We start from the raw sequence: 23,380 nt of genomic DNA on the forward strand, positions 1-23,380 counted from the left end.
CGGCCTGCTAATCTGCGTCCAAACCAGACCGGAGTCCCCCATGCCCGCCCGCAACACCGAGGCCAGCTACGGCGCCGTCAGCCGCATGTTCCACTGGCTGACCGCGCTTCTGATCCTGACCGTCTTTCCGCTCGGCATGTTCGCCGAAAGCCTGCCCTGGGCCACCCCGGAAGAGCTCGCCCGCAAGGCGCAGGCGTTTTCCATCCACAAGACGCTGGGCACGCTGGTGTTCTTCGTGGCGCTCGCGCGCATCCTCTGGGCGCTGACCGAAACCCGGCCCGCCCCCCTGCATCCCGAGCGGCGGCTGGAGACCTTCGCCGCCGAGGCGGTGCACTGGGCGCTCTATATATCTCTGGTCGCGGTGCCGCTCTCGGGCTGGATCCATCACGCCGCGGTGGACGGTTTCGCGCCGATCCTCTGGCCCCTGGGGCAGGGCCTGCCCTTCGTGCCGAAATCCGAAAGCCTCGCGGAAGCCGCCGCCACCGCGCATGGCCTCTTCACCAAACTGCTGCTTGCAAGCCTCGTGCTGCATGTCGTGGGCGCGCTGAAACACGTCTTCATCGACCGCGACGAGACGCTGGCGCGGATGACCCGCGGCACCCCCTCGCAAGCCGGGGGCCGCCCGCACAAAAGTCGCGCGCCGATGCTGGCGGCCGTCGCGGTCTGGGCCCTCGCCGGGCTGGGCGCCTGGGGCATCGCCCGACCCGAAGCGCCCGAGGCCACCAAAACCGCCGCCGCCTCTGCCCCCGCCGGCAACTGGCAGGTGGAAGAGGGCAGCCTCAGTTTCACCGTCCGCCAGATGGGCAGCGCGGTCGCGGGCCATTTCCCCGACTGGAGCGCAGAGATCAGCTTCGACGAGACCCCGGACGCCGATGGCAGCAACGGCTCGGTCAGAGTGACGATCGACACCACCAGCCTCGGCCTCGGCGCCGTCACCGACCAGGCCAAAGGCGCCGATTTCTTCGATACGACGAACCATCCGATGGCGCTCTTCACCGCCAGGATCCGCCCCGAAGGCGAAGCCTGGGCCGCCACCGGCACCCTGAGCCTGCGCGGCGCCGAGCGCCCCGTCACCCTGCCCTTCACGCTGGAAATCAGCGGCGACACCGCGATCATGCGCGGCGAGACCACGCTCGACCGCCGCGACTTCGGCATCGGCGCGAACTATACTGACGAGTCCCAGGTCGGGTTTTCGGTCGTGGTCACGGCGGAACTGACCGCGCGCCGCCGGGACTGAGCCTCTCCGGCCGGCGCGCGCGCCTTGTGGCAGAGCGCGCAAAGAGGGGGGCCAGCCCCCCGTCCCTTTCAGGGACTCCCCCCGGGATATTTTCAGACAGAAAATGAGGCAGGCAGGGACAGGATCATTTTCTGTCCTTAAATATCCCCGCCGGAGGCAGCCGTGCCCCAAGGCACGGCCCCCCGCCGCAAATCGGGGGCGATCACGCCGCAGGAGGGGTCGGCAGATCCGGCCGCATCCGACAAATGAAAAGGCCGCCGGATCGCGCCGGCGGCCTTTGGTCAGATGAGCGGGCGGTGGATCACTCCGCTTTGGCCGCCTCGATATTGATCGTCACCGGCACTTCGTCGCTGATGAAGGGCGCGAAATTGCCGAGGCCGAACTCCGAGCGCACCAGCGTGGTGGTCGCGGTAAAGCCGAGCCAGGGTTTCTTCTCCATCGGATGCTCGCCCGCCTGGTTCAGCGTGGTGTCCAGCACGACGGGCTTCGTCACCCCGTTCAGCGTCAGATCGCCGGTGATCTTCGCGGTGTTCTCGCCGGTCACCTCGATCGCGGTCGAGGTGAAGCTGACGGTCTGATCCTTCGCCGGGTCGAAGAAATCGGGCGACATGAAATGCTGGAGCCGCGCTTCCCATCCGGTCAGCATCGTATCGGCCGGGAACGAAACCGTGACCGAGGATTCCGCCGGATTTTCGGCATCGAACTGGATCTCGCCGTTGAAGCCCGAGAACAGGCCCCAGTTGGTGGAATAGCCGAGATGGTTGTAGCTGAACAGAATCTGGCTGTGGCTCGCGTCCAGCGCGTATTTCTCGGCCTCGGCCATGGCGGGCGCGGCGCCGAGCGCGAAGGCTGCGAAAGCAAGGCAAAGCGGGCGGTTCATACCTGTCTCCTGATCGGTAAAAATATGGCGCAAAGACTGCCGGTCATGCTGCATCTGCACAATCCGGCATGATCGAACAGGATCCCTGCGCCTTTGAACAGTCACAACTGCGCCAGCCGGCGTGATCGCGCCCCCGCCCCCTTCGCGCTTGCAACCGGGTCCGCCGCGTGTATAAGGCCGCATCCTTTCCGATTTACCCATGAACCGGCGATGCCTCTCGTGGACGGGCGCGGAAAGGCTCTTGCCCGTTCTTTGAAGCCGCCCCTGAAAAGCAAGGAAGCCTCATGCCGCTTTACGAGCATGTCTTCATCTCGCGCCAGGATCTTTCCAACGCGCAGGCCGAAGGTCTCATCGAACATTTCTCCACGGTTCTCGCGGACAACGGCGGCAAGGTCGTTGAAAACGAATACTGGGGCGTCAAGACGATGGCCTACAAGATCAACAAGAACCGCAAGGGCCATTTCGCCCTCCTGAAATCCGACGCCCCGGCGGGTGCCGTGCAGGAGATGGAACGCCTGATGCGCCTGCACGACGACGTGATGCGCGTTCTGACCGTCAAGGTCGAGAAGCATGCCGAGGGCCCCTCGGTGCAGATGCAGAAGCGCGACGAGCGTGAAGGCCGCGGCGAGCGCGGCGACCGCGACCGCGATGGCGACCGTGGCTTCGAACGCCGCGAACGTCGCTGATCACAGGCTGAGGAAAGGTTCATAAACCATGGCGAACAAACCGTTTTTCCGCCGCCGCAAGGTTTGCCCCTTCTCGGGCGACAACGCGCCGGCCATCGACTACAAAGACACCCGTCTGCTTCAGCGCTACATCTCGGAACGCGGCAAGATCGTTCCGTCGCGCATCACCGCCGTCTCGGCGAAGAAGCAGCGTGAACTGGCCCGGGCCATCAAGCGCGCGCGTTTCCTCGCGCTTTTGCCCTATGCCGTGAAGTGAGGGGCCTGAAACAATGCAAGTGATCCTGCTCCAGCGTGTGGCGAAGCTCGGCCAGATGGGCGAAGTCGTCAACGTCAAGCCGGGCTATGCCCGCAACTTCCTGCTGCCCCAGGGCAAGGCACTGCGCGCCTCGGAAGAAAACATCAAGGGATTCGAGACCCGCAAGGCCCAGCTTGAGGCCGACAACCTCGAAACCCGGAAAGAGGCCGAAGCCGTCGGCGCCAAACTCGACGGCCAGGTCTTCATCGTGATCCGTTCGGCTTCCGAATCGGGCGCGCTCTACGGTTCGGTCACCGGCCGCGACGTCTCCGAGGCGGCGACCGCCGCCGGCTTCACCCTCGGCCGCAACCAGGTCGTGCAGGACAAGCCGATCAAGGATCTGGGCCTGCACAAGGTGAACGTGGTGCTGCACCCGGAAGTCACGGTCAGCGTCTCGGTCAACGTGGCGCGTTCGGTCGAGGAAGCCGCGCTTCAGGCCTCGGGCAAGTCGATCCAGGAACTGGCGGCCGAAGCCGAAGCCCAGGCCGAGTTCGAGATCGCGGAACTGTTCGACGAAGTCGGCGCCGCCGCTTCGGACGAATAAGCCGCCCTTAGCGCAAGATCAGGCCGCGCCCAACCGGGCGCGGCTTTTTCATGCCGTCTGCCCGCGCCCCGGCCATCCGGGGCACGGATGATCCTCCCGCCCGACCAGGAGCGAGGCCCGGGCCAGGCATTATCCCCCTGCCTCCGGGACCAACGGGCCTGCGCAATCATCGCATCCGGCCGTCCTCTCCACGGCCCCGAATCGAACCGCCCCCAATCAGAGGCATGCAGCGCTGCCGGGATCGCGGGCCTTCCTCTCCCCCGAGCGGCCACCTTCGATCCGGCCGCATCCGGCCAGGCCGGAAGCCGCCCCCGCCCGCCTTTGAGGAAAGGCGGCATACCGGGCGAAATCAGCCCGGTTCGCGGCCAAGGCGGGCAGAGATGCCCGGATCTCTGCCCGCCGTCCAGCCTGGCGGATTTCCGCCGTTCCACCGCTCCGCCATCTGCTGCGCCACCCGGATAGCGACAAATCATGTCGCGGGCAGATCAGAACCTGCGCGCGGCTGCGTCAGGATCGGCGCCATGCGCGCCTCATCCTCTTTCTCCGGCATCCTCTGCCTGCTTGCGGGCCTTGCGATCTTTTCCGTCCAGGATCTGATCCTGAAGCTGATCTCGGGCGATTACCCGCTGCACCAGGCGATGATGGTGCGCAGCCTTGTCGCGCTGCCGTTCCTGCTGGCGATCGTGCGGATCTTCGATGGCAGGCTGTCGACCATCACCACCCCGGGCTGGTGGAAGATGACGCTGCGCGGGGTGCTCAACTTCGCGTCCTACACCTTCTATTATCTGGCGCTGGCCTCGCTGCCGCTGGCCACCACCATCGCGCTGTTCTTCACCGCGCCTTTGTTCATCACCATCGCCTCGGCGGTGCTGCTGCGCGAGCGGATCCCGCCGGTCGCGGCGCTGGCGGTGGCCACCGGCTTCGGCGGCGTGCTGATGATCGTGCAGCCCGGCGGCGAGGGCCTCGGCTGGGCCGGCATCCTGCCGGTGGCGGGCGCGCTGACCTATGCCTTGTCGATGATCGCCGCGCGCCCGCTCGGGCGCACCGAGAGCGCCGCCGCCATGGCGTTCTGGAGCAACATCTGCTTTCTGGTCTGCGCGCTGGCGCTGGCCTTGTGGTATGGCGACGGCAGCCGCGCGACCGAAGGCGATGCGACGCTTGCCTTCCTGACCCGGGGCTGGGTGACGCCGCCCTGGCGCGATCTGGCGCTGATGGCGGCCTGCGGCGTGATCGCCGCGGCGGCGCTGACGCTGCTGACCCAGGCCTACCGCATCGCCCCCTCGTCGCTGGTGGCGCCTTTCGAATATGCCGCGATCTTCTGGGGGCTCTTGTGGGGGTTCCTGATCTGGCGCGACCTGCCCGATGCCATGGCCTGGGGCGGCATCGCCGTCATCGTCGCCGCCGGGATGGTGGTGATCCGCCAGGGCACGCGGCCCGCCCCCGCGGCGGTGCCCCGTAACCAGCCGCACCCCTGCCCCGACTGCCCCTGAGAGGCCCGGGCCAGAGCCAGGAACAGGGCCGCCGCAAAAGCAAAGGGCCGCATCCGAAGATGCGGCCCCTGCCGGTTCCCTTTGGCGGGGATCAGAGTTCGTCCAGCGCCTCGACCGCCTTCTGAAGATCGTCCTTCGAGACTTCCTTCTCGGTCACTTCGGCGAGGCCGGTGATGTGATCGACCACCTTGTCCTCGAAGATCGGCGCGCGCAGCTGCTGCTGGATCTGCGGGTTCTTCTGCACGAATTCGAAATAGGCGCGCTCCTGGCCCGGATACTGGCGGGCGGTCTGGATCACGGCCTGGGTCATCTCGGCATCGGTGACGGTGACCTCAGCCTTGCGGCCGACCTCGGCCAGCAACAGACCCAGACGGACCCGGCGCTCGGCCAGTTTCCTGTGCTCGTCGGTCGCCTCGATCTGGCCGTGGTTGTGGCCATGCTCTTCGGGATGCTCTTCATGCCACAGCTGATGCGCGATCTGGCTGGCCTCGGCCTCGACCAGTTTCGACGGCAGTTCGAACGAGACCAGGGCATCGAGCTGATCGAGCAGCCCGCGCTTGAGCACCGCCCGCGCGGCACCGCCGAATTCGGCCTCCAGCCGGCCCGAGATCTGGGTCTTCAGCGCGGCGAGATCCTCGGCGCCGAATTTCTTCGCCAGCTCGTCATCGACCTCGGCGGCCTTCGGCGCCTTGACCGCATGGACCTTGCATTTGAACACGGCATCCTTGCCCGCCAGATGCGCCGCACCGTAGTTCTCGGGGAAGGCGACCTTCACCTCGATCTCGTCCTCGGCTTTCGCGCCGACCAGCTGATCCTCGAAACCGGGGATGAAGCTGTTCGAGCCCAGAACCAGCGGATAGCCCTCGCCCTTGCCGCCCTCGAAGGCCTCGCCATCGACGAAGCCCTCGAAGTCGATCACGACCTGATCGCCGTCCTTCGCCTTCGAGCCCTTCTTGCGGTCCTCGAAACTCTTCGCGTTCTCGGCGAGGTTCTTCAGCGCCTCGTCGACATCGGCCTCGGCGGCCTTGACGACCAGCTTTTCGAGTTTGACCTTCGACGCATCCAGTTCCGGGATCTCGGGCAGCGCCTCATAGGACATCTCGACCACGACATCCTGGCCTTCCTGCCAGTCCTCGCCGCCGGACATCTTCACTTCGGGCTGAAGCGCCGGACGCTCGCCGGATTTCTCGAAATGGTCCTTCATGGCGCCGTCGATCGCATCCTGCATCGCATCGCCAAGCAGGCGCTGGCCGAACTGCTTTTTCAGGATCGCCAGCGGCACCTTGCCCTTGCGGAAGCCCTTGATCTCGACATCGGGCTGCGCCTCGACCAGTTTCTCCTGGACTTTGGCGTCCAGCTCGGCGGCGGTCACCGTGATGGTATAGCCGCGCTTGAGGCCGTCTTTCAGGGTCTCGGTGACCTGCATCTCTAGTCCTTCCCAATCCTCATATGGTGCGGGTGAAGGGACTTGAACCCCCACGCCGTAAGGCGCCGGAACCTAAATCCGGTGCGTCTGCCAATTCCGCCACACCCGCACATTCCCGTTCCACAAGGATGCGAAACGGGGACCAGAGCCCCGATCAGAAGGGCCGGTCCCCGCAACATCCCCGGAAAATCCGCGTCCTTCTAACAAAGCCACAAGCAGGATGCGAGAGGAAAAACACTGCCGCATTCGCGCCACAAACGGCGAAAGACCACGGTGCTCTGCCCGGAAATGAGCGTGCGGCGGGCACAATCCTGCCATAGTCTGCCGCAAAAAGAAAAAGGCAGGACATCACGGGCATGAAGGACAGGGCAATGACCCCGCAAACCACGACCCAGAGCGATATTCCCGGCGCCCTCCGCCCGGCGGGGATCACCGTGGGCACCCCGGTCCTGACGCTCGACGGAGAACTGCCGGTGCAGTTCCTCGCCCTCGGCGACCGGGTGATCACAAGGAACGGCGCGCGGGTGCTGAAAGCGATCAGCGTGCAGGTGCTGCGCGACGCCGCGATGATCCGGGTCAGCGCCTCGGCTCTGGGCCACGACCGGCCCGAGAGCGATGTCTTTCTCGCGCCCTCGCAGAAGGTGCTGCTGCGCGACTGGCGGGCAAAAGCGCTCTACGGCAGCGAGACCGCTCTGGTCGAGGCCGCGCGGCTCGCCGACGGCGAATACATCCGCCAGGAGACGGTTGCAGAGTTGCGGCTCTTCACGCTGCATTTCGGGCGCGACGAGGTGATCTATGCCGGCGGGCTGGAACTGGCCTGCGAAAGCGCGACCGTCCCGGCCTGAGACAAATTTCTTCGAAGAAATTTGCAAATTCGTTCGAACGAATTTGGCTGCCTGACGGGGCGGCTTTCACAGCCCCATGCTGCGAAACACTTTCGGCAATTCCTCTGGCAGATCCTCGGCGATCAGCCCCGGCCCGAACGACCGCGCGCATTCCACATGCAGCCAGGCCCCGGTGCAGGCGGCATCGAACGCCGAAAACCCTCGCGCCAGCAGCCCCGCGATGAACCCCGCCAGCACATCCCCCGCCCCCGCCGTGGCGAGCCAGGGCGCCGCCCGCTCGTAAACCGCGGCATTGACCGCGCAGCGTCCCGAAGGACCGGCGATCACCGTATCCGGCCCTTTGAACAGCACCACCGCGCCCGCCCGCGCCGCCGCCTCGCGCGCGGCATCCACTTTGGAGTAAGCCGGGCCTTTGCTGGCAGGCGCGGCCAGCTTCTCCGCGAGATCGGGAAACAGCCGCGCGAACTCGCCGCCATGGGGTGTCAGGACGCAGCCCTCATGCAGCGCCGCGAACAGCGCGGCATCGCCCGCGATCAGCGTCAGCGCATCGGCGTCCAGCACGGCGGCCCGGCCGCTCTTCAACCCTTGCGCTGTCAGCGCGCGGGTCTCATCGCTAATCCCCAGCCCCGGCCCGAGACAAAGCGCATTGATCCGCCTGTCCTCCAGCACCGCGGCCAGCGCCCCGGCATCCGCCACCTCCCGCAGCATCACCGCATCGAGCCGCGCCGCATTCTCGGCCACAGCCGCCGGCGGGCAGCCCAAAGTCACCAGTCCTGCCCCGATCCTGAGCGCCCCGCGCGCCGACAGCCGCGCCGCGCCGCCGTGCCCCGGCGGGCCGGAGAGGATCAGGGAATGGCCGTGGGTGTATTTGTGTTGCCACCAGTGTTTTCCGACCGGCCCGCCGGGCACACCGCAGATCCGCACAAACTCCGGACCCGATGGCTGCGGCAATCCGATATCGACCACCCGCAGCTTGTGACATGCGCCCGCCCCGCCATAAGAGCCGCAGGCCTCATGCATATAGTGACCGACCCTCGCCCGATGGAACGTCACCGTCAGATGTGCGGGCATCGCCCCCATGTCCTTGCCGCTGTCGCCACACATCCCGCTGGGCACATCGATCGCCACGAAACGGATCGCACCCGGCGCATGAGCCCAGGTGGAGAGCGGCCCCGGCATCAGCCCCTGCCATGTGAGATCGGTGTCATCTGACATCGGCCGCGACAGGCCGGTGCCGAAAAGCGCATCGATGACGAGGTGAAAATCGGGTTCGTCCTCCTCAAACCGCTTTTTCTGACGGGCATCGTCCCAGGCATGGACCTGCCCCATCCCGCACCACCGCTCGTAATTCACCCGCGCGTCCGACGGCAGCCGCCCGGGATCGCCGTAGAGAAACACCTCCACCTCCCAGCCGTGCTCGCGCAACAACCGCGCCACGACAAAGCCGTCGCCGCCGTTGTTCCCCGGCCCGCACAGCACAACCGCCCGCAAAGCCCTTTCATCCTGACCCAAATACCCTGGGGGTCCGGGGGTGAAACCCCCGGCCTCTTCCTCCCGCGCCAGCTCCGGCCATTCCGCGAAGATCGCCTCCACCACGCCCCGGCCGGCGCGCTCCATCAGCTCAAGCCCGGTCACCTCGCCGCTGTCGATCGCCGCCTTCTCGATGGCCCGCATCTGCGCCGCGGTCAGAAGTTCCGTCACTTTTCCGCCCATTCTGTTTGCAAACGGCTGAAATACGCGCCTGCTTGCCTAAATTTCAGGCATACCCCGCCAATTTCCGCGACATTTCCGCCCCGCCGCCGCCTCTCGCATTGTCCGTCCCGGGGGGAAGTGGTCGATGGAGCATGACAGGCAACGGGGGAGTCGGCCATGAAGAAGATCGAGGCGATCATCAAGCCCTTCAAGCTCGACGAGGTCAAGGAAGCGCTTCAGGAAGCGGGGATCCAGGGCCTCTCGGTCACCGAAGTGAAGGGCTTTGGCCGCCAGAAGGGCCATACCGAACTCTATCGCGGCGCGGAATATGTCGTCGATTTCCTGCCCAAGGTGAAGATCGAGGTCGTGCTGACCGACGATATGGTCGAGGCCGCGGTCGAGGCGATCATCTCGGCGGCGCGCACCGACAAGATCGGCGACGGCAAGATCTTCGTCAGCCCGGTGGAACAGGCGATCCGCATCCGCACCGGCGAGACCGGCGACGACGCGATCTGACCACCTCTCCCGCATGCCGGAATTCACCGGGGCCTCCGGGTTCCCGGCCCCTCACGATGTTTAACCCCTGAACGAAAGGCAGTCAGATGAGCGCGGTTGCGAAAGCTCTGAAACTGATCAAGGACGAAGAGATCGAATATGTCGATGTCCGGTTCACCGACCCGAAAGGCAAGCTCCAGCATGTGACGCTGGTGGCCGATCTGGTCGACGAGGACTGGTTCGAGGAAGGCTTCATGTTCGACGGCTCGTCGATCGCCGGCTGGAAGTCGATCGACCAGTCCGACATGAAGCTGGTGGCCGATGCCTCCTCGGCCTATATCGACCCGTTCTATGCGGAAAAGACCCTCTGCCTGCATTGCAACGTGGTCGAGCCCGACACCGGCGAGGCCTATGACCGCTGCCCGCGCCAGACCGCCACCAAGGCCGAGGCCTATCTGAAAGCCTCGGGCGTGGGCGACACCGCCTATTTCGGCCCCGAAGCCGAATTCTTCATCTTCGACGACGTGCGCTATTCGGTCACTCCGGCGAAAGTGGCTTACCAGATCGACGCCGATGCGGCGGCCTGGAACACCGACACCGAATACGAAGGCGGCAACCTCGCCCATCGCGCGGCCCATAAGGGCGGCTATTTCCCGGTCAACCCGATCGACGAGGCCCAGGATCTGCGCGGCGAGATGCTCTCCACCATGAAGCGGATGGGGATCAAGGTCGACAAGCACCACCACGAAGTCGCGACCTGCCAGCACGAGCTGGGCATGATCTTCGGCGGGCTGGTCGAGCAGGCCGACAATATGCAGAAATACAAGTATGTGATCCACAATGTGGCCCATGCTTACGGCAAGACCGTGACCTTCATGCCCAAGCCCATGAAGGGCGACAACGGCTCGGGGATGCACGTCAACATGTCGATCTGGAAGGGCGGCAAGCCGCTGTTCTCGGGCGACAAATACGCCGACCTCAGCCAGGAAGCCCTGTGGTTCATCGGCGGCATCCTGAAGCATGCCAAGGCGCTGAACGCGCTGACCAACCCTTCGACCAACAGCTACAAGCGTCTGATCCCCGGGTTCGAGGCTCCGGTTCTGCGGGCTTACTCCGCCCGCAACCGCTCGGGCTGCGTGCGTATTCCGTGGACCGAATCGCCGAAAGCCAAGCGCGTGGAAGCCCGTTTCCCCGATCCTTCGGCCAACCCCTATCTGTGCTTCGCGGCCCTTCTGATGGCGGGGATCGACGGCATCCGCAACAAGATCGACCCCGGCCCGGCCTCGGACAAGGATCTCTACGACCTGCCGCCCGAAGAACTGGCACAGATCCCGACCGTCTGCGGCTCGCTTCGCGAGGCGCTGGAAGAGCTGGAGAAGGACATGGACTTCCTGCTCGCCGGCGACGTGTTCACCCGCGAACAGCTGGAATCCTACATCGCGCTGAAATGGGAAGAGGTCTATGCCTACGAGCATACCCCCCATCCGGTGGAATATGCGATGTATTACTCGGTCTGAGACCGGGCTGAGCACGACAGAAGGGCGGCCCCGCGGCCGCCCTTTTCCTTTGCCGCGCGCTGGAATGAGGCCGCCCTCCGCTCCGTTAAAAATCGCGGCGGCGGCGGGGATCCGTTTCGCCGCTGATCACCATGAACCATCCGGAGGCTGGTCAACCCCAGCCCCAGGCGGCGGGCGGATGCCACAAGGATCGGCCCGGCGCATCGGCTCTGCGCCCCCTATCCTCAAGGCGCACACAGGATGTGGCACGGGCTGAAATATGCCGGGACACGCCGCACCCCGGTTTCGGCCAGGCCGCGCCCGGTGCATTCGGTGTCATGCGCCGGGCACCGTTGCGCGCTGAAACTCAGGGCGGTGCCAGAGGTCGCGTCATGCGGATGCGAGGCTGCCCGATCCTGACCGCAGCAGCACCTGCTTCGGCTCAGGCCGGCGGAGGGTCGCGGCTTCATCCGGTTTCCGCAAGCCGCGGACCACAGGCCTCGGTCCGGGCCTTCTGACACCTGCCGGGTGCCGCAGAACGCCCGCCCACCGGATGCAGTCGGGCGCCTGCGGATCATATCCGGCCTGGGCGCCGGGCGCGGCGGCGCGATGCCCCCGTGATCGCGCGCGGCAGACAGCCTGGCCGGCAGATCCACGAAACGCCTGCCCGCCGCCGCGATCTCTGTCCTGTGGCGCCCGCATCGCTGACGACAGGCCGAATCCGGCGGCAGGAAATCCCGTCTCCGCTTCGCGTCCGGGGCTTTCCGGCCTCATATCCTGCGGCTAAGGTCTGACGCCATGACAGCCGAGCCCATCCTGCAATCCCGCCTGCCCTTTCTGCCCTGGATGGACCCGCGCACCGCGCGGCTGCCGGGAATCCTGCCGCTGACCGATGGCAGCTGGCTCTGCCGCGACGACGCTTTCGCGGGCCAGATGGCGCGGCGCGATGCGCTTATCCTCGGTGCGCAAGACCGGGTTCACGCCCTTCTGCCCGAAGCGCATGCGACCGCCGCCGAGCTTTACGGCATGGTGCTGGAGCGTCTGGCGCAGGATCCCGGCTACCGCTTTGCGGATGGCACGGCGATCCGCCCCGATGGCGTCGCGGTTCCCCTCGATCCCGCGCGCCCGCTGATCACCCTGGGGCGGCTGGTGCAGGAGGACCTCTGCCTGCTGGAGCCGTCGGACCAGGGCCACCGGCTGACCGGCGCGATTCTGTGCTTTCCGGCAAGCTGGACGCTGTCGCAGAAGATCGGCCGCTCGCTGCTGGCGATTCACGAGCCGGTGCCGCCCTATGACGACAGGCTTGCGCGGGGCGTGCAGCGGCTGTTCGACGCGATCCGCCCGGAACAGCCGCTGTGGCGGATGAACTGGCTGACCTATGACGATCCCGAACTGCATCAGCCGCGGCTGGAGGGCGAACACCGCCCGCGCCCCGAAGCGCATTGCTTCGTGCGCTGCGAGAAGCAGAGCCTGTTGCGCCTGCCCATCAGCCGGGCGGTGGTGTTCTCGATCCACACCTGGCTGGTGCAGCCCGACAGCCTGAGTGACGAGGAATACGCCGCGCTCCGCGCCGCCGTCTGAGCCCCGGCCGCCACCTGCACCGGGCAGGCCCCGGTTGAGCGGCGCAAGCGGGCGATGCACGGTGTCTCCGGCGATCTGACCACGGAACCCCAGGCGAACAGGGCGCAGCATACCTCAGCCACTCGGCGTCGCCATGCCGCGTGCCACGCGGAGGGTGGGAACCGGCGGAAAGCTCGCGTCACGTTCAGCGGTCATGGCTCAGACGTGCGGAGGGAACCGTCGGCCTCTGCCGCGCCCGCCGCCCGGCGGCCTCGCCGCCCGTTTCAGCCCGCCTTGCGCAGACCAAGGACCGCCGCCGCCAGGGCGCGCATCGGCGCGGCGGGGGCAAGGCCGGTGGTTCCGTGCAGATAGTCGAGGCCGATCCGCGCGGCGTAGAAAACCTCGGCGCGCTGCCGCGCCTGCGGCTCGGACAGCCCCGCAGCCTGCAACAAGGCCGAAAGGCCGCCAAGGCGGTGACGGTCCACGCGCTCCACCGCGGCGCGGGCGCGCGGATCGCTTGCCGCCCGCTCGCGCAGGGCGGTCTCGATGGCGGCGGCGGGGGCGCCTTCCCCCTCATCGGCCAGTTCGGCCAGACGGGCGCGCGCCGCCTCGCGCGTGGCAGAGGAGGAACCGTCCGGCGGGAGAGTGGGCAGTTCGGCCGCCAGGGGGCCGAGCGCCAGCCGCTCCCACAGATCGAACATGGCCTGAAGAAGCTCGTCCAGATCACTGAAATAAAGGAAGAAACCTGCTTCCGACCCACTAAGGCGCGCCGCGATCCGGGCGGGGGACAGCGCCGACCAGCCTTCTTCGGCCAGAAGGTCGAACCCCGCGACGATCCAGTCTGCGCGGTCACAGCCAGAGGTTACCGCAGGCGAAAGATCGGCCCCGCCAGCCGCCATGATCTCAGCCGCAGGCTCGGCCCCCGCTACGCCCGCCGCCTCCGGCACTGCTGCGGCCCCTTGCGCGACCAGCGGTGCAGAGCAGTCGATCCGGTCCTCGGGCCTGAGCATCAGAATCGTCACGGGCATCATCCTTTCGCCATCCGCTTCGGCCAGATTGCCGCCGGATGGTTAAGAAACCCCTGCCGAAACCCGGCCCGGCCAGCGGTTGCGACGGATTTCCGGCCCGGAGCAGGCCCGCGCCGCCCTCGTTCTTATCTGTCGACGCAACCCTCGTCGCATCCGCCCGGAAGGCGGCTGCGAGCCCCGGAGGCACGCAGGATCAGAGATCGCTGTAGCGCGCGACCAGCGCCGTGCCGCCCTTCAGCGGCGTGAAGCGCAGGTCGATGCCGCTGGCCTCCAGCGTGTAGCAGCGCGCCTCGGCGCCGGGCCAGATCAGGCACAAAGTCTCATCGCCGACCTGCCAGCGGCCCCAGACTCCGCCCTCCAGCACCCGGCCGTCGGCAAAGAAGCCCCAGGTCGTGCCGTCCGGAAAAGCCATGCTGCGCGCCGCCAGCGCGGGGGCGATCGCCTCGTCGGACAGGCCGTGCCAGGCCTCGCCCGCCAGCGCGGGCAGCGCGAGAACCGCCAGAAGCATCGCCAGTTTCCGCATCGCTCTCTCCTTGCCCGACCGCTTGCACCTTCGCCGCCCGGTCTTTAAGGGAACCCCATCCCCGCCGCCAGTCAGAGGTCCGTGATGATCCCGCGTTATTCCCGCCCGGAAATGGTTTCGATCTGGTCGCCCGAGACCCGCTTCCGCATCTGGTATGAGATCGAGGCCCATGCCTGCGACGCCCAGGCCGATCTCGGCGTGATCCCGAAGGAGAACGCGGCCGCCGTCTGGAAGGCGAAGGACGCGAGCTTCGACGTGGCCCGGATCGACGAGATCGAGGCGGTGACCAAACATGACGTGATCGCCTTCCTCACCCATCTGGCCGAGATCATCGGCAATGACGAGGCGCGTTTCGTCCACCAGGGCATGACCTCCTCGGACGTGCTCGACACCACGCTGAACATCCAGCTGGTGCGCGCCTCGGACCTGCTGCTCGCCGCGATGGACCGGGTGCTGGCCGCCCTGAAGGCCCGCGCGTATGAGCATAAGGATACGGTGCGGATCGGCCGCTCGCACGGTATCCACGCCGAGCCGACCACCATGGGCCTGACCTTCGCCCGCTTCTACGCCGAGATGGCACGCGGCCGCGCCCGCCTGATCGCCGCGCGCGAGGAAATCCGCACCGGCGCGATCTCGGGCGCGGTCGGCACCTTCGCCAATATCGACCCGCGGGTCGAGGAATATGTCTGCGAGAAACTCGGTCTGGTGCCGGAGCCGATCTCGACCCAGGTGATCCCGCGCGACCGTCACGCGATGTTCTTCGCCACGCTCGGCGTGATCGCCTCCTCGATCGAGAACATCGCCATCGAGATCCGCCACATGCAGCGCACCGAGGTGCTGGAGGCCGAGGAATATTTCTCGCCCGGCCAGAAGGGCTCGTCGGCGATGCCGCATAAAAGGAACCCGGTGCTGACCGAGAACCTGACCGGCCTTGCGCGCCTCGTGCGGATGGCGGTGGTGCCGGCGCTGGAAAACGTGGCGCTCTGGCATGAGCGCGACATCTCGCATTCGAGCGTGGAGCGCGCCATCGGCCCCGATGCCACCGTGACGCTGGATTTCGCGCTGCACCGGCTGGCGAGCGTGGTCGAGAAACTGGTGGTCTACCCCGAGAACATGCTGAAGAACATGAACAAGTTCAAAGGCCTGGTGATGAGCCAGCGCGTGCTGCTGGCGCTGACCCAGGCCGGAGTGTCGCGCGAGGATTCCTATCGCCTCGTGCAACGGAACGCGATGAAGGTCTGGGAACAGGGCGCGGATTTCAAGACCGAGCTGCTTTCCGACCCCGAGGTGACGAAAGCCCTGTCCCCCGCCGAGATCGAGGAGAAATTCGACCTCGGCTACCATACCAAACACGTCGACACGATCTTCGCCCGCGTGTTCGGCGCCTGAGCGCGGCATTCTCCGGCCCGGGCAGAAAACCCTGGGCCGCAGAGGGAAATCATGAGACCCTTGTTTCGGCCGTTCAGGCCGGAACAGGAGGACGAAAGATGACGGATCGTTTGCGCATGGCAACGCTTCTCGCCGTGCTTCCCCTGATGCTCGGGGCCACCGCCGCCCCGGCCCGCGATTGCCAGTTCGGCAAGGGCACTTCGGCCTCGGCCTGCGCCGAGGGCTCGGTCTGGGATGCAGGCCAGGGCCGCTGCGTGGCGAAACCGACGAGCTGAGATTTTTTCGCTTCTGCCCGCGCGCGGAAAGCTCCGGTTAACCCGGATGCGCCCAGACTGGCGCGAGAGGCAGAAGTCGGAGATTCCCATGGCTCAGAGCTTGCCGCTGGCGCGGATCGCGCCGGCGCAAAGGATGGTTGCCGCCGCGCCCGGCGGTGTGCGCCGGATGCTGACCCCGCGCGAAAAGGCGGCGGTGATGGTGCGGTATCTGCTGGCCCAGGGCGCCGCCCTGCCGATCGCGCAACTGCCCGACCATATGCAGTCGGCGCTGGCCGAGCAGATGGGCCATATGCGGCTGGTCGACCGCGAGACGCTCGATCAGGTGGTCGATGAATTCATCGCCGAACTGGAATCGGTCGGCCTTGCCTTTCCCGGCGGGCTGGAGGGCGCGCTTTCGGCGATGGACGGCCATATCTCGCAATCCGCCGCCAGCCGGCTGCGGCGCAAGGTCGGCGTCGGCTCGCGCGGCGATCCGTGGGAGCGGCTGACGACGCTTCCGCCCGAGCGGCTGATGCCGGTGCTGGAAAGCGAGGCGGTCGAGGTCGCCGCGGTTATCCTGTCGAAGCTGCCGGTGGCCAGGGCCGCGGAATTCCTCGGCAAACTGCCGGGCGAGCGGGCGCGCCGCATCGCCTTCGCCGTCTCGCAGACCGGCAATACCGACCCGGAAACCGTGCGCCGCATCGGCCTCGCCATCCTCGCCCAGATCGACGCGCAGCCCGCGAAGGCGTTCGAGCGCGGCCCGGTCGAGCGGGTGGGCGCGATCCTCAACGTCTCGCCCGCCGCAACGCGCGAAGAGGTGCTGCGCGGGCTGGAGGCCGAGGACGCCGGTTTCGCCGAAGAGGTGCGCCGCACCATCTTCACCTATGCGCATTTCCCCGCCCGCGTCTCGGGCCGCGATGTGCCCAAGGTGGTGCGGCTGGTCGATCAGCCCAGCCTCGTCCAGGCGGTCGCTTACAGCCGCGGCAGGCCCGAGCTGGAGGCGGCGTCCGAGTTCATCCTCGCCTGCATCTCGCAGCGCATGGCGCAGAACATCCGCGAAGAGGCGGCGGCGCTGGAAAAGGTGAAGGAGAAGGATGGCGAGGCGGCGATGAGCATGATCGTCGCCGCGGCCCGGCAACTGGAGGCGCAGGGCGAACTGGTGATGCTCCTGCCCGAGGAGGCGGGGTAAAACTGACATATCCTCCGCCCGGTCCGCCGTCTGCACCGCAACTCCCCGGACGAAGACCGCCGCAACCGTCCCACCGCTGCCGCGCAGCCAGAAGCGGCGGGCCCCGGCCCGTAGGCCACGAACCCTTCCCGGGGACCCGCATGCCGGGGCTCCGCCGCCCCCGAGAACGGGCTTGCCGCAACGGGTCAATTCCGGCGCGGATCGGAAATCCCGGGGCGGCAACCGAAGCGGACCTCTTCGCTGTCGGTCACAGACGGACCAGACTCCCGGTCGGATGCAGCCCGCGCGGAAAGCAAGCCCAACTTCTGCAAGGATGTGGCCCGACCCTCCGTGGCGGATGGGGACTCATATCGAAAGATCCCCGGCGATGTCCGGACTCCCGCCTCGGGCGTTGACCACCCCACACCAGTGATGGTGAGAATCGGCGACCAAAGTGCCGCAAACGCCCTCGTCGCTGCGGGCCGGGATGCGCCAGCCGTCCGGGCATCCGCGCAGCTTCGGGCGGATGACCCTGCCGCCGCGAATACAGGAAGATTGTGGACCTTCCTGATCCGACAGACACGCCCGAGACACACAGGCCCCCCTGAGCGCAGCGGCCGGTTCGGGATCGTGCGGATCCCGCCGCCGCAGGTCGACCGCGCGATGACAGGCACCATGATCTGCGCCCCCCAGGCCGTGCGATACCTGCGGCGCGGCGCTGTAGCCGGCCGTCCAGTTCGGCCGGACAACATCCGGGTTTCGGCCACCGCCTTCACTGGAAATCGCCCGCTCCCACGCCAGCCGCACAAGCAGCCCGGTCTTTCGGGCGCGGGCTGACGCTCAATCCCGCAGATCTGGCTCTCCGACGCCCCGGCAAACCGATTCTGCTGACACCACCCTCTTCGGCCAACGCGGCGTTTTCCCCTTCGGACAGAAAACACCGCCCACGCTGCCTCCGCCACTCCATTCCACCGAGCGACGGGAATGCCGCTCCGATCACGCAGCGTATTCCCGGCGATGCGCACAGCCCCTCGGCGCCGATCGCGATGATCGGCGGTAAACTCTCTGGCTGCACACATCACTTGGGCTCCCGCCACAACCATGATGATAGCGGCGAGTGCGCGCTGAGGCGAAGCCGATGGCGCGCCCTTCGCATCGGATTGCGATGCATCTCCAGCCTCCAGACCGCAACCCCACTGCCATTCAAAGCCGGAACAGAAGGGTGGCGGCGCGTGCTATGGCTGACAGGAAGACGATGGCACACCTGCCGCAACGCGTTGCCACGTCAAAGTCGAGCTGTGTGACAGGCGCCGTGCAGGTTCATGTCGCTTGCCCGGTGCCGGTCACCAGCCCCTCGCCCGATTGGGTGCCCGTGCTCCAGCAATATGCGCTGCCACTCAGGCACATGACGATCCGCCACATCAAACTCAGACTGAAGAAAATGGGCCTGCCCGCGAGCGTGCGGCGCGAAAAGGTGCGGAAATTCCTGCATCTCGCAGGGCTGGAACCACTGTCCCATTGAACTTTCCGGGGGCAATTGCACGCAGCCTCGCCTGCGACACCGAGGGCTTTGGATGGCCGAGCCCTTCGCTGCGCGCGATGCCCGGAGCCGCAAGATCTTGCAGATCAGGCAGAGCACGCGGACCACGGCCGACGCCATCGACGAGGCGCCAGCGCATCGCAGCGATGATCCCGCACCAACGCCGGATCAGAACGCTGCCGAAAGACGAAACATCGCCGCCGAACACCGCGAACGCATCGCCCCCCCATTGCCGGCACGGGGGGCCGCTCCCTTACCTGCCTTGTGAGACATTCATCCTGCACCGGATATCCCTGTCCGCGGCCACCCACCACCGCCCGTCAGAACCTCACGGCCCTGACATTTTCTGTCTTCAAATATCCCCGCCGGAGGCTTCCGACAGCGGCCGGAGGCGACCGGTCAGAAAACACGCAGCCGGGGCCAAAGCACAAAGCCCCCACGCGCGCCGCGATGCCGGATCACTCCTGGATCAGCCACGGCAGCGGAGTGTAGAGCCGGTCGACGCCGATGCTGGCCGCGCGGTAGAGATGACGGCGCATCTCGTCCTCCTGCCGGTCGCGGGCCTCTTCCGCGGCCTCGGAAAGCCCGGCGGCGGGGTGGGCGCGAGCCTCGGCAGGCAGGCCTCGTTCGCCAGTGACGCGCATATCCTGTTCCTCCGTGAGTTGCATGGAATGTGGCTGGCACAGGCCGGAGTATAACGCGGAAATCCGGCTTGGCGCCCTGTTTCCCGGCCCCGGCATGCAGTTTGGAACCGGCGTTTTGTCGCAGCCCCGCGCCGGAGGCCGGATCTTCCGCCCGCCGCCCGCGCGGCAGAAGGATCCTTCGCCGCGCCCGGGCCGGGGAGGGATCTTCTCCGAAAGCGGCAGGGGGCGGAAGGCCCTTACCCTGGGTCTCGGGGTCCGGAATGGCCCTGGCCGCCCGGCAGGCGCGATGAATCACAACACCATAAGCCGGTATGAAAGCCGCTCCGCCCTGTCCGGGACGAAAGCGCCATGACCGGGAAGATCGCCCCGCAACCCCTTTCCTCGCCGGAGTTCTTCCGGCTCCTGCCCACTTCGGGGGGCACGCGCCATCCGGGGCGCCCCGACTTTGGGCGGGCGCCGGACAACGGCGATACCCGCCAGATCGCCGTCACCGCCGACCGGCCCGGCCATGACGGGCTGGATTCGCACCGGAGCGAGTTGCCAGAGTCCCCGGGGCACCGCAGCCAGCCTGCTCACCGGGACGCCGCGGATCAAACTCTCGCTCGCCCTGCATATCCCGATCAAGGGGCCGACCGCTTCCGCGCGCCAGGCGGCAACGCTCGGTCAGGCGCCAGGCGGGCGGCTTTTGCTGAACGTGGTGGCGGGGAGCAACGCCACCGAATTCGCGGCCGGCGGCCTGTTCCCCGGCCATGACGGCATTACGCGGCAACGAACGGGTTCCTGACGGTTGGCGTCACATCCGTGCCGCTGCTCGCGGGACCGCTGCCGCGGAATCGCCTCGACCACGCAGGCCGGGAGCCGGGCGTCACCCCCAGGACCGTGGCGAAGCGGCGCAAGCGGGTATCGGTCGCGGATCTGATCCCCGCCCGCCGGCGCCACACGGCCGCCGGACGACGGCCTTAGCGCCTTGCAACCCAGGATCCCGCACCTGCCCCCCGGCGCTGCATCGGCGCCAGCAGCGGCTGGAATTTCCCCATGAACCGCACCATCGGCGAGGCCACCGGCAAGCGCTTCCATCACAATAGCCGCAGTCGGTTGCGCCCGCATCCGGCCGCCCTCATCGCAGCCTGAAACTTTGCCCGCAGGCCTGAGATGCCGAATGACCTCAACCCCTGCGAATATATCTGCAAGCTCTGCACGTCAGAGCCAGACAGATTGCGGTCAGACCGTTCAGTTCAGGCGTATCACAATGCGGGCCTGCAAAACTGATCGAAGCTTCCAGGCGATGATCTGCATCGCAGCAGCCCTGATAAACGGGGGATAAATCCCTATGGACACGCGATCAAAGCAAAAGGCCCCGGATCGCTCCGGGGCCTTTTGTTTTGTCTTCAATCGCTTCAGTGCAGTTTCGCACCGACCTGGTCGATCGCCTCGTCGATCGAGGCGGCGGTCCATTCAGCGGTGCTCTGTTTCGCCAGCACATCGCCCGCGGCCGCCACAGCGACCGCCACCGCCCGCTCGCGCACCTGGCGCAGAGCGGTGGTCTCGGCCAGAGCGATCTGCTCTTCGGCGGCCTTCACCCGGCGCTCGATGGCACGTCCGAGGTCTTCCTTCGCCAGAGCCGCAGCCGCCCGGGCCTCATCCTTCGCCGAAGCGATGATGCGGTCCGATTGCTCCAGCACTTCCTTCTGCTTGCGCTCGTAAGACGCGAGGATGGTCTTCGCCTCTTCGCGCAGGGCGCGGGCCTCGTCGAGTTCGGCCCTGATCGCGGCCGCCCGGCGGTCGAGCAGCCCCGCCAGTTTCGCCGGGACCTTTGCGTAAAGCAGGATGCCGACGAAGACGAGGAAGGCCAGAACGACGATGAAGTCGGTGTTGCGCAGCGAGAAGAACGGGCCGGAGGCTGCAAAAGCCGGGCTCGCGCTCAGCGTAACGGCAGAGATGATAAGTTTTTTCATCGACTTACCCTTTCAGCCGCGCATTGATCGCGGTGGTGATCGCCCGCGCATCGGCCGCGCCGCCCAGATGGGCGACCAGTTCCTTCGCGGTATCCTTCGCCACGACGGCAATGGCCTCTTCCGCGCCGGCGCGGATTTCGGCGATGCTGGCCTCGGATTGCGCGACGCGCGCCGCGATTTCCACATCGGCCTTTGCGGTCGCCTCGTCCAGATCCTTACGGATCTCGGCCTTCGCCGCGGCGATGATCTTCGCGGCCTCGGTGCGGGCCGTGGCCAGCGCCTCGTTATAGGCCTTTTCCGCCTCCTGCGCCCTGAGCTTCAGCTCTTCGGCGGCGGCGAGATCGTTGGTGATCGTTCCTTTGCGTTCCGCCAGCACCGCGCCGATCCGCGGCAGAGCGACCCGCGACAGGATCAGGAACAGCACGACCAGCGCGACGAGAAGCCAGAACACCTGGTTCGGCATCCAGTCGGTGCAGAGCTGCGGCATGCCTTTGGCGCCGCCTGCGTCATACAGGCATTCGGCATGCCAGTTGACGCCGTGGGTTTCCGTTGCCATCTTGCCCTCCGTCGGACCCTTCTGAACCGGAAGGGCGCCGGCCGTCTCCGGCCCGCGCCGCCTCCACTAGTACGTCAGAAGCCGAATCAGACGGCGAACATCAGCAGAAGCGCGATCAGGAACGAGAAGATCCCGAGAGCTTCGGCGAAAGCGATGCCGACGAAGAGGGTCGCGGTCTGGCCAGCGGCGGCCGAGGGGTTGCGCAGCGCGCCGGCAAGGAAGTTGCCTGCGATGTTGCCCACACCGATGCCGGCGCCACCGAGACCGAAGGCCGCGAGGCCAGCACCGATGTATTTGCCGAGCAGAGCGAGTTCGCCTTCCATGTCGTATACTCCTGTATCTGGAATTGGCAGAGATTTAGGTTCGGACCGTCAGTGGTGGGCGTCGCCCACCGCGTCTTTCAGATAGACGCAGGTCAGAATGGTGAAAACATAGGCCTGGACCACCGCGACGAGCAGTTCCAGCGCGTAGATCGCGGTGGCGGCGCCGATCGCGACCGGGGCGACCACGGCCATCGAGGCGAAACCGGCGAAGACCTTCAGCACCGCATGGCCCGCCATCAGGTTGCCGGCAAGACGGATCGAATGCGAGACCGGCCGCATCATGTAAGAGATGACCTCGATCACCGCCAGCACCGGGCGCAGCGCCAGAGGCGCCGACGAGACCCAGAACATCGCGAAGAAGCCCAGCCCCTTGCGGGCGATGCCGATCAGCGTGACGCCAAGGAACACAAGAACCGCCAACACCGCCGTCACCGCGATATGCGAGGTGGTGGTGAAGCTCATCGGCAGAAGGCCGAGCAGGTTTGACAAGAGGATGAACAGGAACAACGTCATCACATGGGGGAAGTATTTCACGCCCTCATGGCCTGCGACCTCTTCGACCATGTTGTGGATGAAGCCGTAGAACACTTCGGCGACGGATTGCAGCCGGGTCGGGATGATGCCGCGGTGGCGGGTGGCCAGCACGAAGAGCCCGAAGATGCACAGGATCGCGATCCCCATCCACAGAGTCACGTTGGTCGGCGTATACCACTGGACCGGCCCGTCGCCGAACAGGGGCTTCACGATGAACTGGTCCATCGGATGGATGGAGAAACCGCTTCCGCCTTCAGTCGCCACGATCAGTTTCCTTCGTCCGTTGCGGCGCCTGCCGCCTTGTCCTCAGCCGCGGCCTGCGCGGCGCGTTTTTCGGCCATCTCGCGCGCGGTGCCCATCATGGTGCGCACCCCGGCGGCAAAGCCCAGAAGCGAGAAGATCACCAGAAGGACGGGCAGCGTGCCCAAAAGCTTGTCCAGCCCGTAACCGATGGCGGTGCCGACCACGATGCCGGTTGCCAGTTCGATCACCATCCTCCAGGCCATCTCGCCCTGCGAGAGCCCTTTCGCCACGGATGTGCGTTCGGCTTTCGGTTTCGCCCTCAGACTTTCGAGCCGGTCTTCCAGCGCGCGCAGCCTCTCGGGATCGGGTTCCGAAGCCATCCAGCTCCCCATGACGTTCGGGGCGGTTCTATGCGGCGCGGCCGGATGAGTCAACCTGTCGTTACTTTCCGCATCACATTGAAAACAAAAACGATTATTTTCATCCCGCAGCGGCCACCACCAGCGCGCGGCCGCCGGAACGCCCCCTCGCATATTCAACGCAGAGGTTGATTATCACCCCCGAAGCCGATTGACGC

At 66.6% G+C, this 23,380-nt stretch carries 26 protein-coding genes and 1 tRNA gene; 15 read left to right on the forward strand and 12 right to left on the reverse strand.

Annotation, left to right across the window (positions count from 1 at the left end; genetic code table 11):
- Positions 1 to 40 precede the first annotated feature (40 nt).
- A complete protein-coding gene (locus tag XINFAN_RS15990) occupies positions 41 to 1,237 on the forward strand; it encodes a cytochrome b/b6 domain-containing protein (protein ID WP_124087871.1) in 1,197 nt (398 codons plus the stop codon).
- A 301-nt stretch (positions 1,238 to 1,538) separates the two neighbouring features.
- On the opposite strand, the gene XINFAN_RS15995 is transcribed toward XINFAN_RS15990, so the two are convergent.
- Entirely contained in the window at positions 1,539 to 2,117 is a 579-nt protein-coding gene (locus XINFAN_RS15995; RefSeq protein ID WP_199286441.1) for a YceI family protein, read from the reverse strand.
- A gap of 284 nt (positions 2,118 to 2,401) precedes the next feature.
- Here XINFAN_RS15995 and rpsF point away from each other — a divergent pair, with 284 nt between their 5' ends.
- From rpsF to XINFAN_RS16015, 4 genes are all read left to right on the forward strand, one after another.
- Complete coding sequence (gene rpsF / locus XINFAN_RS16000; protein ID WP_124087872.1) at positions 2,402 to 2,803, forward strand: 30S ribosomal protein S6; 402 nt, start codon at positions 2,402 to 2,404, stop codon at positions 2,801 to 2,803.
- Positions 2,804 to 2,831: 28 nt separating this feature from the next.
- On the forward strand, positions 2,832 to 3,059 hold the full coding sequence (gene rpsR / locus XINFAN_RS16005) for a 30S ribosomal protein S18 (protein ID WP_011747229.1): 228 nt from the start codon (positions 2,832 to 2,834) through the stop codon (positions 3,057 to 3,059).
- Between the two features lie 13 nt (positions 3,060 to 3,072).
- Complete coding sequence (gene rplI, locus XINFAN_RS16010; protein WP_124087873.1) at positions 3,073 to 3,642, forward strand: 50S ribosomal protein L9; 570 nt, start codon at positions 3,073 to 3,075, stop codon at positions 3,640 to 3,642.
- Positions 3,643 to 4,163: 521 nt separating this feature from the next.
- Entirely contained in the window at positions 4,164 to 5,132 is a 969-nt protein-coding gene (locus XINFAN_RS16015) for a DMT family transporter (protein ID WP_160144640.1), read from the forward strand.
- Positions 5,133 to 5,223: 91 nt separating this feature from the next.
- Here the strand turns inward: XINFAN_RS16015 and tig are convergent, their stop codons facing one another.
- Positions 5,224 to 6,558 (reverse strand): trigger factor, encoded by a 1,335-nt coding sequence (tig, locus tag XINFAN_RS16020; RefSeq protein ID WP_124087875.1) that lies wholly within the window; start codon positions 6,556 to 6,558, stop codon positions 5,224 to 5,226.
- Between the two features lie 24 nt (positions 6,559 to 6,582).
- A tRNA-Leu gene (locus tag XINFAN_RS16025) sits at positions 6,583 to 6,667 on the reverse strand.
- Between the two features lie 262 nt (positions 6,668 to 6,929).
- On the opposite strand from XINFAN_RS16025, the gene XINFAN_RS16030 reads away from it, so the two are divergent.
- Positions 6,930 to 7,403, forward strand: coding sequence for a Hint domain-containing protein (locus XINFAN_RS16030; RefSeq protein WP_124087876.1), 474 nt, complete (start codon positions 6,930 to 6,932; stop codon positions 7,401 to 7,403).
- A 66-nt stretch (positions 7,404 to 7,469) separates the two neighbouring features.
- On the opposite strand, the gene XINFAN_RS16035 is transcribed toward XINFAN_RS16030, so the two are convergent.
- Entirely contained in the window at positions 7,470 to 9,104 is a 1,635-nt protein-coding gene (locus tag XINFAN_RS16035) for an NAD(P)H-hydrate dehydratase (RefSeq protein ID WP_124087877.1), read from the reverse strand.
- A 168-nt stretch (positions 9,105 to 9,272) separates the two neighbouring features.
- Between XINFAN_RS16035 and XINFAN_RS16040 the strand changes: the two genes are divergently transcribed.
- The 3 genes from XINFAN_RS16040 to XINFAN_RS16050 all read left to right on the forward strand — a co-directional run bounded on the left by XINFAN_RS16040 (position 9,273) and on the right by XINFAN_RS16050 (position 12,667).
- On the forward strand, positions 9,273 to 9,611 hold the full coding sequence (locus XINFAN_RS16040; protein ID WP_124087878.1) for a P-II family nitrogen regulator: 339 nt from the start codon (positions 9,273 to 9,275) through the stop codon (positions 9,609 to 9,611).
- A gap of 86 nt (positions 9,612 to 9,697) precedes the next feature.
- A complete protein-coding gene (glnA, locus tag XINFAN_RS16045; RefSeq protein WP_124087879.1) occupies positions 9,698 to 11,107 on the forward strand; it encodes a type I glutamate--ammonia ligase in 1,410 nt (469 codons plus the stop codon).
- Between the two features lie 777 nt (positions 11,108 to 11,884).
- On the forward strand, positions 11,885 to 12,667 hold the full coding sequence (locus XINFAN_RS16050) for a heme-dependent oxidative N-demethylase family protein (RefSeq protein ID WP_124087880.1): 783 nt from the start codon (positions 11,885 to 11,887) through the stop codon (positions 12,665 to 12,667).
- A gap of 263 nt (positions 12,668 to 12,930) precedes the next feature.
- On the opposite strand, the gene XINFAN_RS16055 is transcribed toward XINFAN_RS16050, so the two are convergent.
- Positions 12,931 to 13,668, reverse strand: coding sequence for a TetR/AcrR family transcriptional regulator (locus XINFAN_RS16055; RefSeq protein ID WP_160144641.1), 738 nt, complete (start codon positions 13,666 to 13,668; stop codon positions 12,931 to 12,933).
- Positions 13,669 to 13,867: 199 nt separating this feature from the next.
- Positions 13,868 to 14,197, reverse strand: coding sequence for a hypothetical protein (locus tag XINFAN_RS16060; RefSeq protein ID WP_124087882.1), 330 nt, complete (start codon positions 14,195 to 14,197; stop codon positions 13,868 to 13,870).
- An 84-nt stretch (positions 14,198 to 14,281) separates the two neighbouring features.
- Between XINFAN_RS16060 and purB the strand changes: the two genes are divergently transcribed.
- The 5 genes from purB (at position 14,282) to XINFAN_RS21810 (ending at position 18,816) form a co-directional block, all read left to right on the forward strand.
- The gene (purB, locus tag XINFAN_RS16065; protein ID WP_124087883.1) at positions 14,282 to 15,586 is read left to right on the forward strand and encodes an adenylosuccinate lyase; all 1,305 of its coding nucleotides are present in this window, start codon (positions 14,282 to 14,284) and stop codon (positions 15,584 to 15,586) included.
- 98 nt (positions 15,587 to 15,684) lie between these two features.
- On the forward strand, positions 15,685 to 15,861 hold the full coding sequence (locus tag XINFAN_RS21805; RefSeq protein ID WP_160144642.1) for a hypothetical protein: 177 nt from the start codon (positions 15,685 to 15,687) through the stop codon (positions 15,859 to 15,861).
- 88 nt (positions 15,862 to 15,949) lie between these two features.
- Positions 15,950 to 17,029 (forward strand): flagellar motor switch protein FliG, encoded by a 1,080-nt coding sequence (locus XINFAN_RS16070; protein WP_124087884.1) that lies wholly within the window; start codon positions 15,950 to 15,952, stop codon positions 17,027 to 17,029.
- A 1,216-nt stretch (positions 17,030 to 18,245) separates the two neighbouring features.
- On the forward strand, positions 18,246 to 18,530 hold the full coding sequence (locus tag XINFAN_RS16075) for a hypothetical protein (protein ID WP_124087885.1): 285 nt from the start codon (positions 18,246 to 18,248) through the stop codon (positions 18,528 to 18,530).
- 52 nt (positions 18,531 to 18,582) lie between these two features.
- Positions 18,583 to 18,816 (forward strand): hypothetical protein, encoded by a 234-nt coding sequence (locus XINFAN_RS21810; protein WP_160144643.1) that lies wholly within the window; start codon positions 18,583 to 18,585, stop codon positions 18,814 to 18,816.
- 190 nt (positions 18,817 to 19,006) lie between these two features.
- On the opposite strand, the gene XINFAN_RS16080 is transcribed toward XINFAN_RS21810, so the two are convergent.
- Positions 19,007 to 19,192, reverse strand: coding sequence for a hypothetical protein (locus XINFAN_RS16080; RefSeq protein ID WP_124087886.1), 186 nt, complete (start codon positions 19,190 to 19,192; stop codon positions 19,007 to 19,009).
- A 508-nt stretch (positions 19,193 to 19,700) separates the two neighbouring features.
- Here XINFAN_RS16080 and XINFAN_RS22005 point away from each other — a divergent pair.
- Positions 19,701 to 19,976, forward strand: coding sequence for an LLM class flavin-dependent oxidoreductase (locus tag XINFAN_RS22005; RefSeq protein ID WP_199286442.1), 276 nt, complete (start codon positions 19,701 to 19,703; stop codon positions 19,974 to 19,976).
- A gap of 613 nt (positions 19,977 to 20,589) precedes the next feature.
- On the opposite strand, the gene XINFAN_RS16090 is transcribed toward XINFAN_RS22005, so the two are convergent.
- The 5 genes from XINFAN_RS16090 to XINFAN_RS16110 all read right to left on the reverse strand — a co-directional run bounded on the left by XINFAN_RS16090 (position 20,590) and on the right by XINFAN_RS16110 (position 23,183).
- Positions 20,590 to 21,147, reverse strand: coding sequence for a F0F1 ATP synthase subunit B (locus XINFAN_RS16090; RefSeq protein ID WP_124087887.1), 558 nt, complete (start codon positions 21,145 to 21,147; stop codon positions 20,590 to 20,592).
- A gap of 4 nt (positions 21,148 to 21,151) precedes the next feature.
- Positions 21,152 to 21,703: a F0F1 ATP synthase subunit B' gene (locus XINFAN_RS16095; protein ID WP_124087888.1), complete on the reverse strand. Its 552-nt coding sequence runs from the start codon at positions 21,701 to 21,703 to the stop codon at positions 21,152 to 21,154.
- 86 nt (positions 21,704 to 21,789) lie between these two features.
- Positions 21,790 to 22,026 carry a F0F1 ATP synthase subunit C gene (locus tag XINFAN_RS16100; protein WP_076532236.1) on the reverse strand — a complete coding sequence of 79 codons (237 nt, stop codon included), beginning with the start codon at positions 22,024 to 22,026 and terminating at the stop codon, positions 21,790 to 21,792.
- Between the two features lie 48 nt (positions 22,027 to 22,074).
- Complete coding sequence (locus XINFAN_RS16105) at positions 22,075 to 22,785, reverse strand: F0F1 ATP synthase subunit A (RefSeq protein WP_124087893.1); 711 nt, start codon at positions 22,783 to 22,785, stop codon at positions 22,075 to 22,077.
- 41 nt (positions 22,786 to 22,826) lie between these two features.
- On the reverse strand, positions 22,827 to 23,183 hold the full coding sequence (locus XINFAN_RS16110) for an AtpZ/AtpI family protein (RefSeq protein ID WP_124087889.1): 357 nt from the start codon (positions 23,181 to 23,183) through the stop codon (positions 22,827 to 22,829).
- Positions 23,184 to 23,380 lie beyond the last annotated feature (197 nt).

The organism is Pseudogemmobacter humi, from assembly GCF_900609055.1.
Taxonomy (GTDB): Bacteria; Pseudomonadota; Alphaproteobacteria; order Rhodobacterales; family Rhodobacteraceae; genus Pseudogemmobacter; species Pseudogemmobacter humi.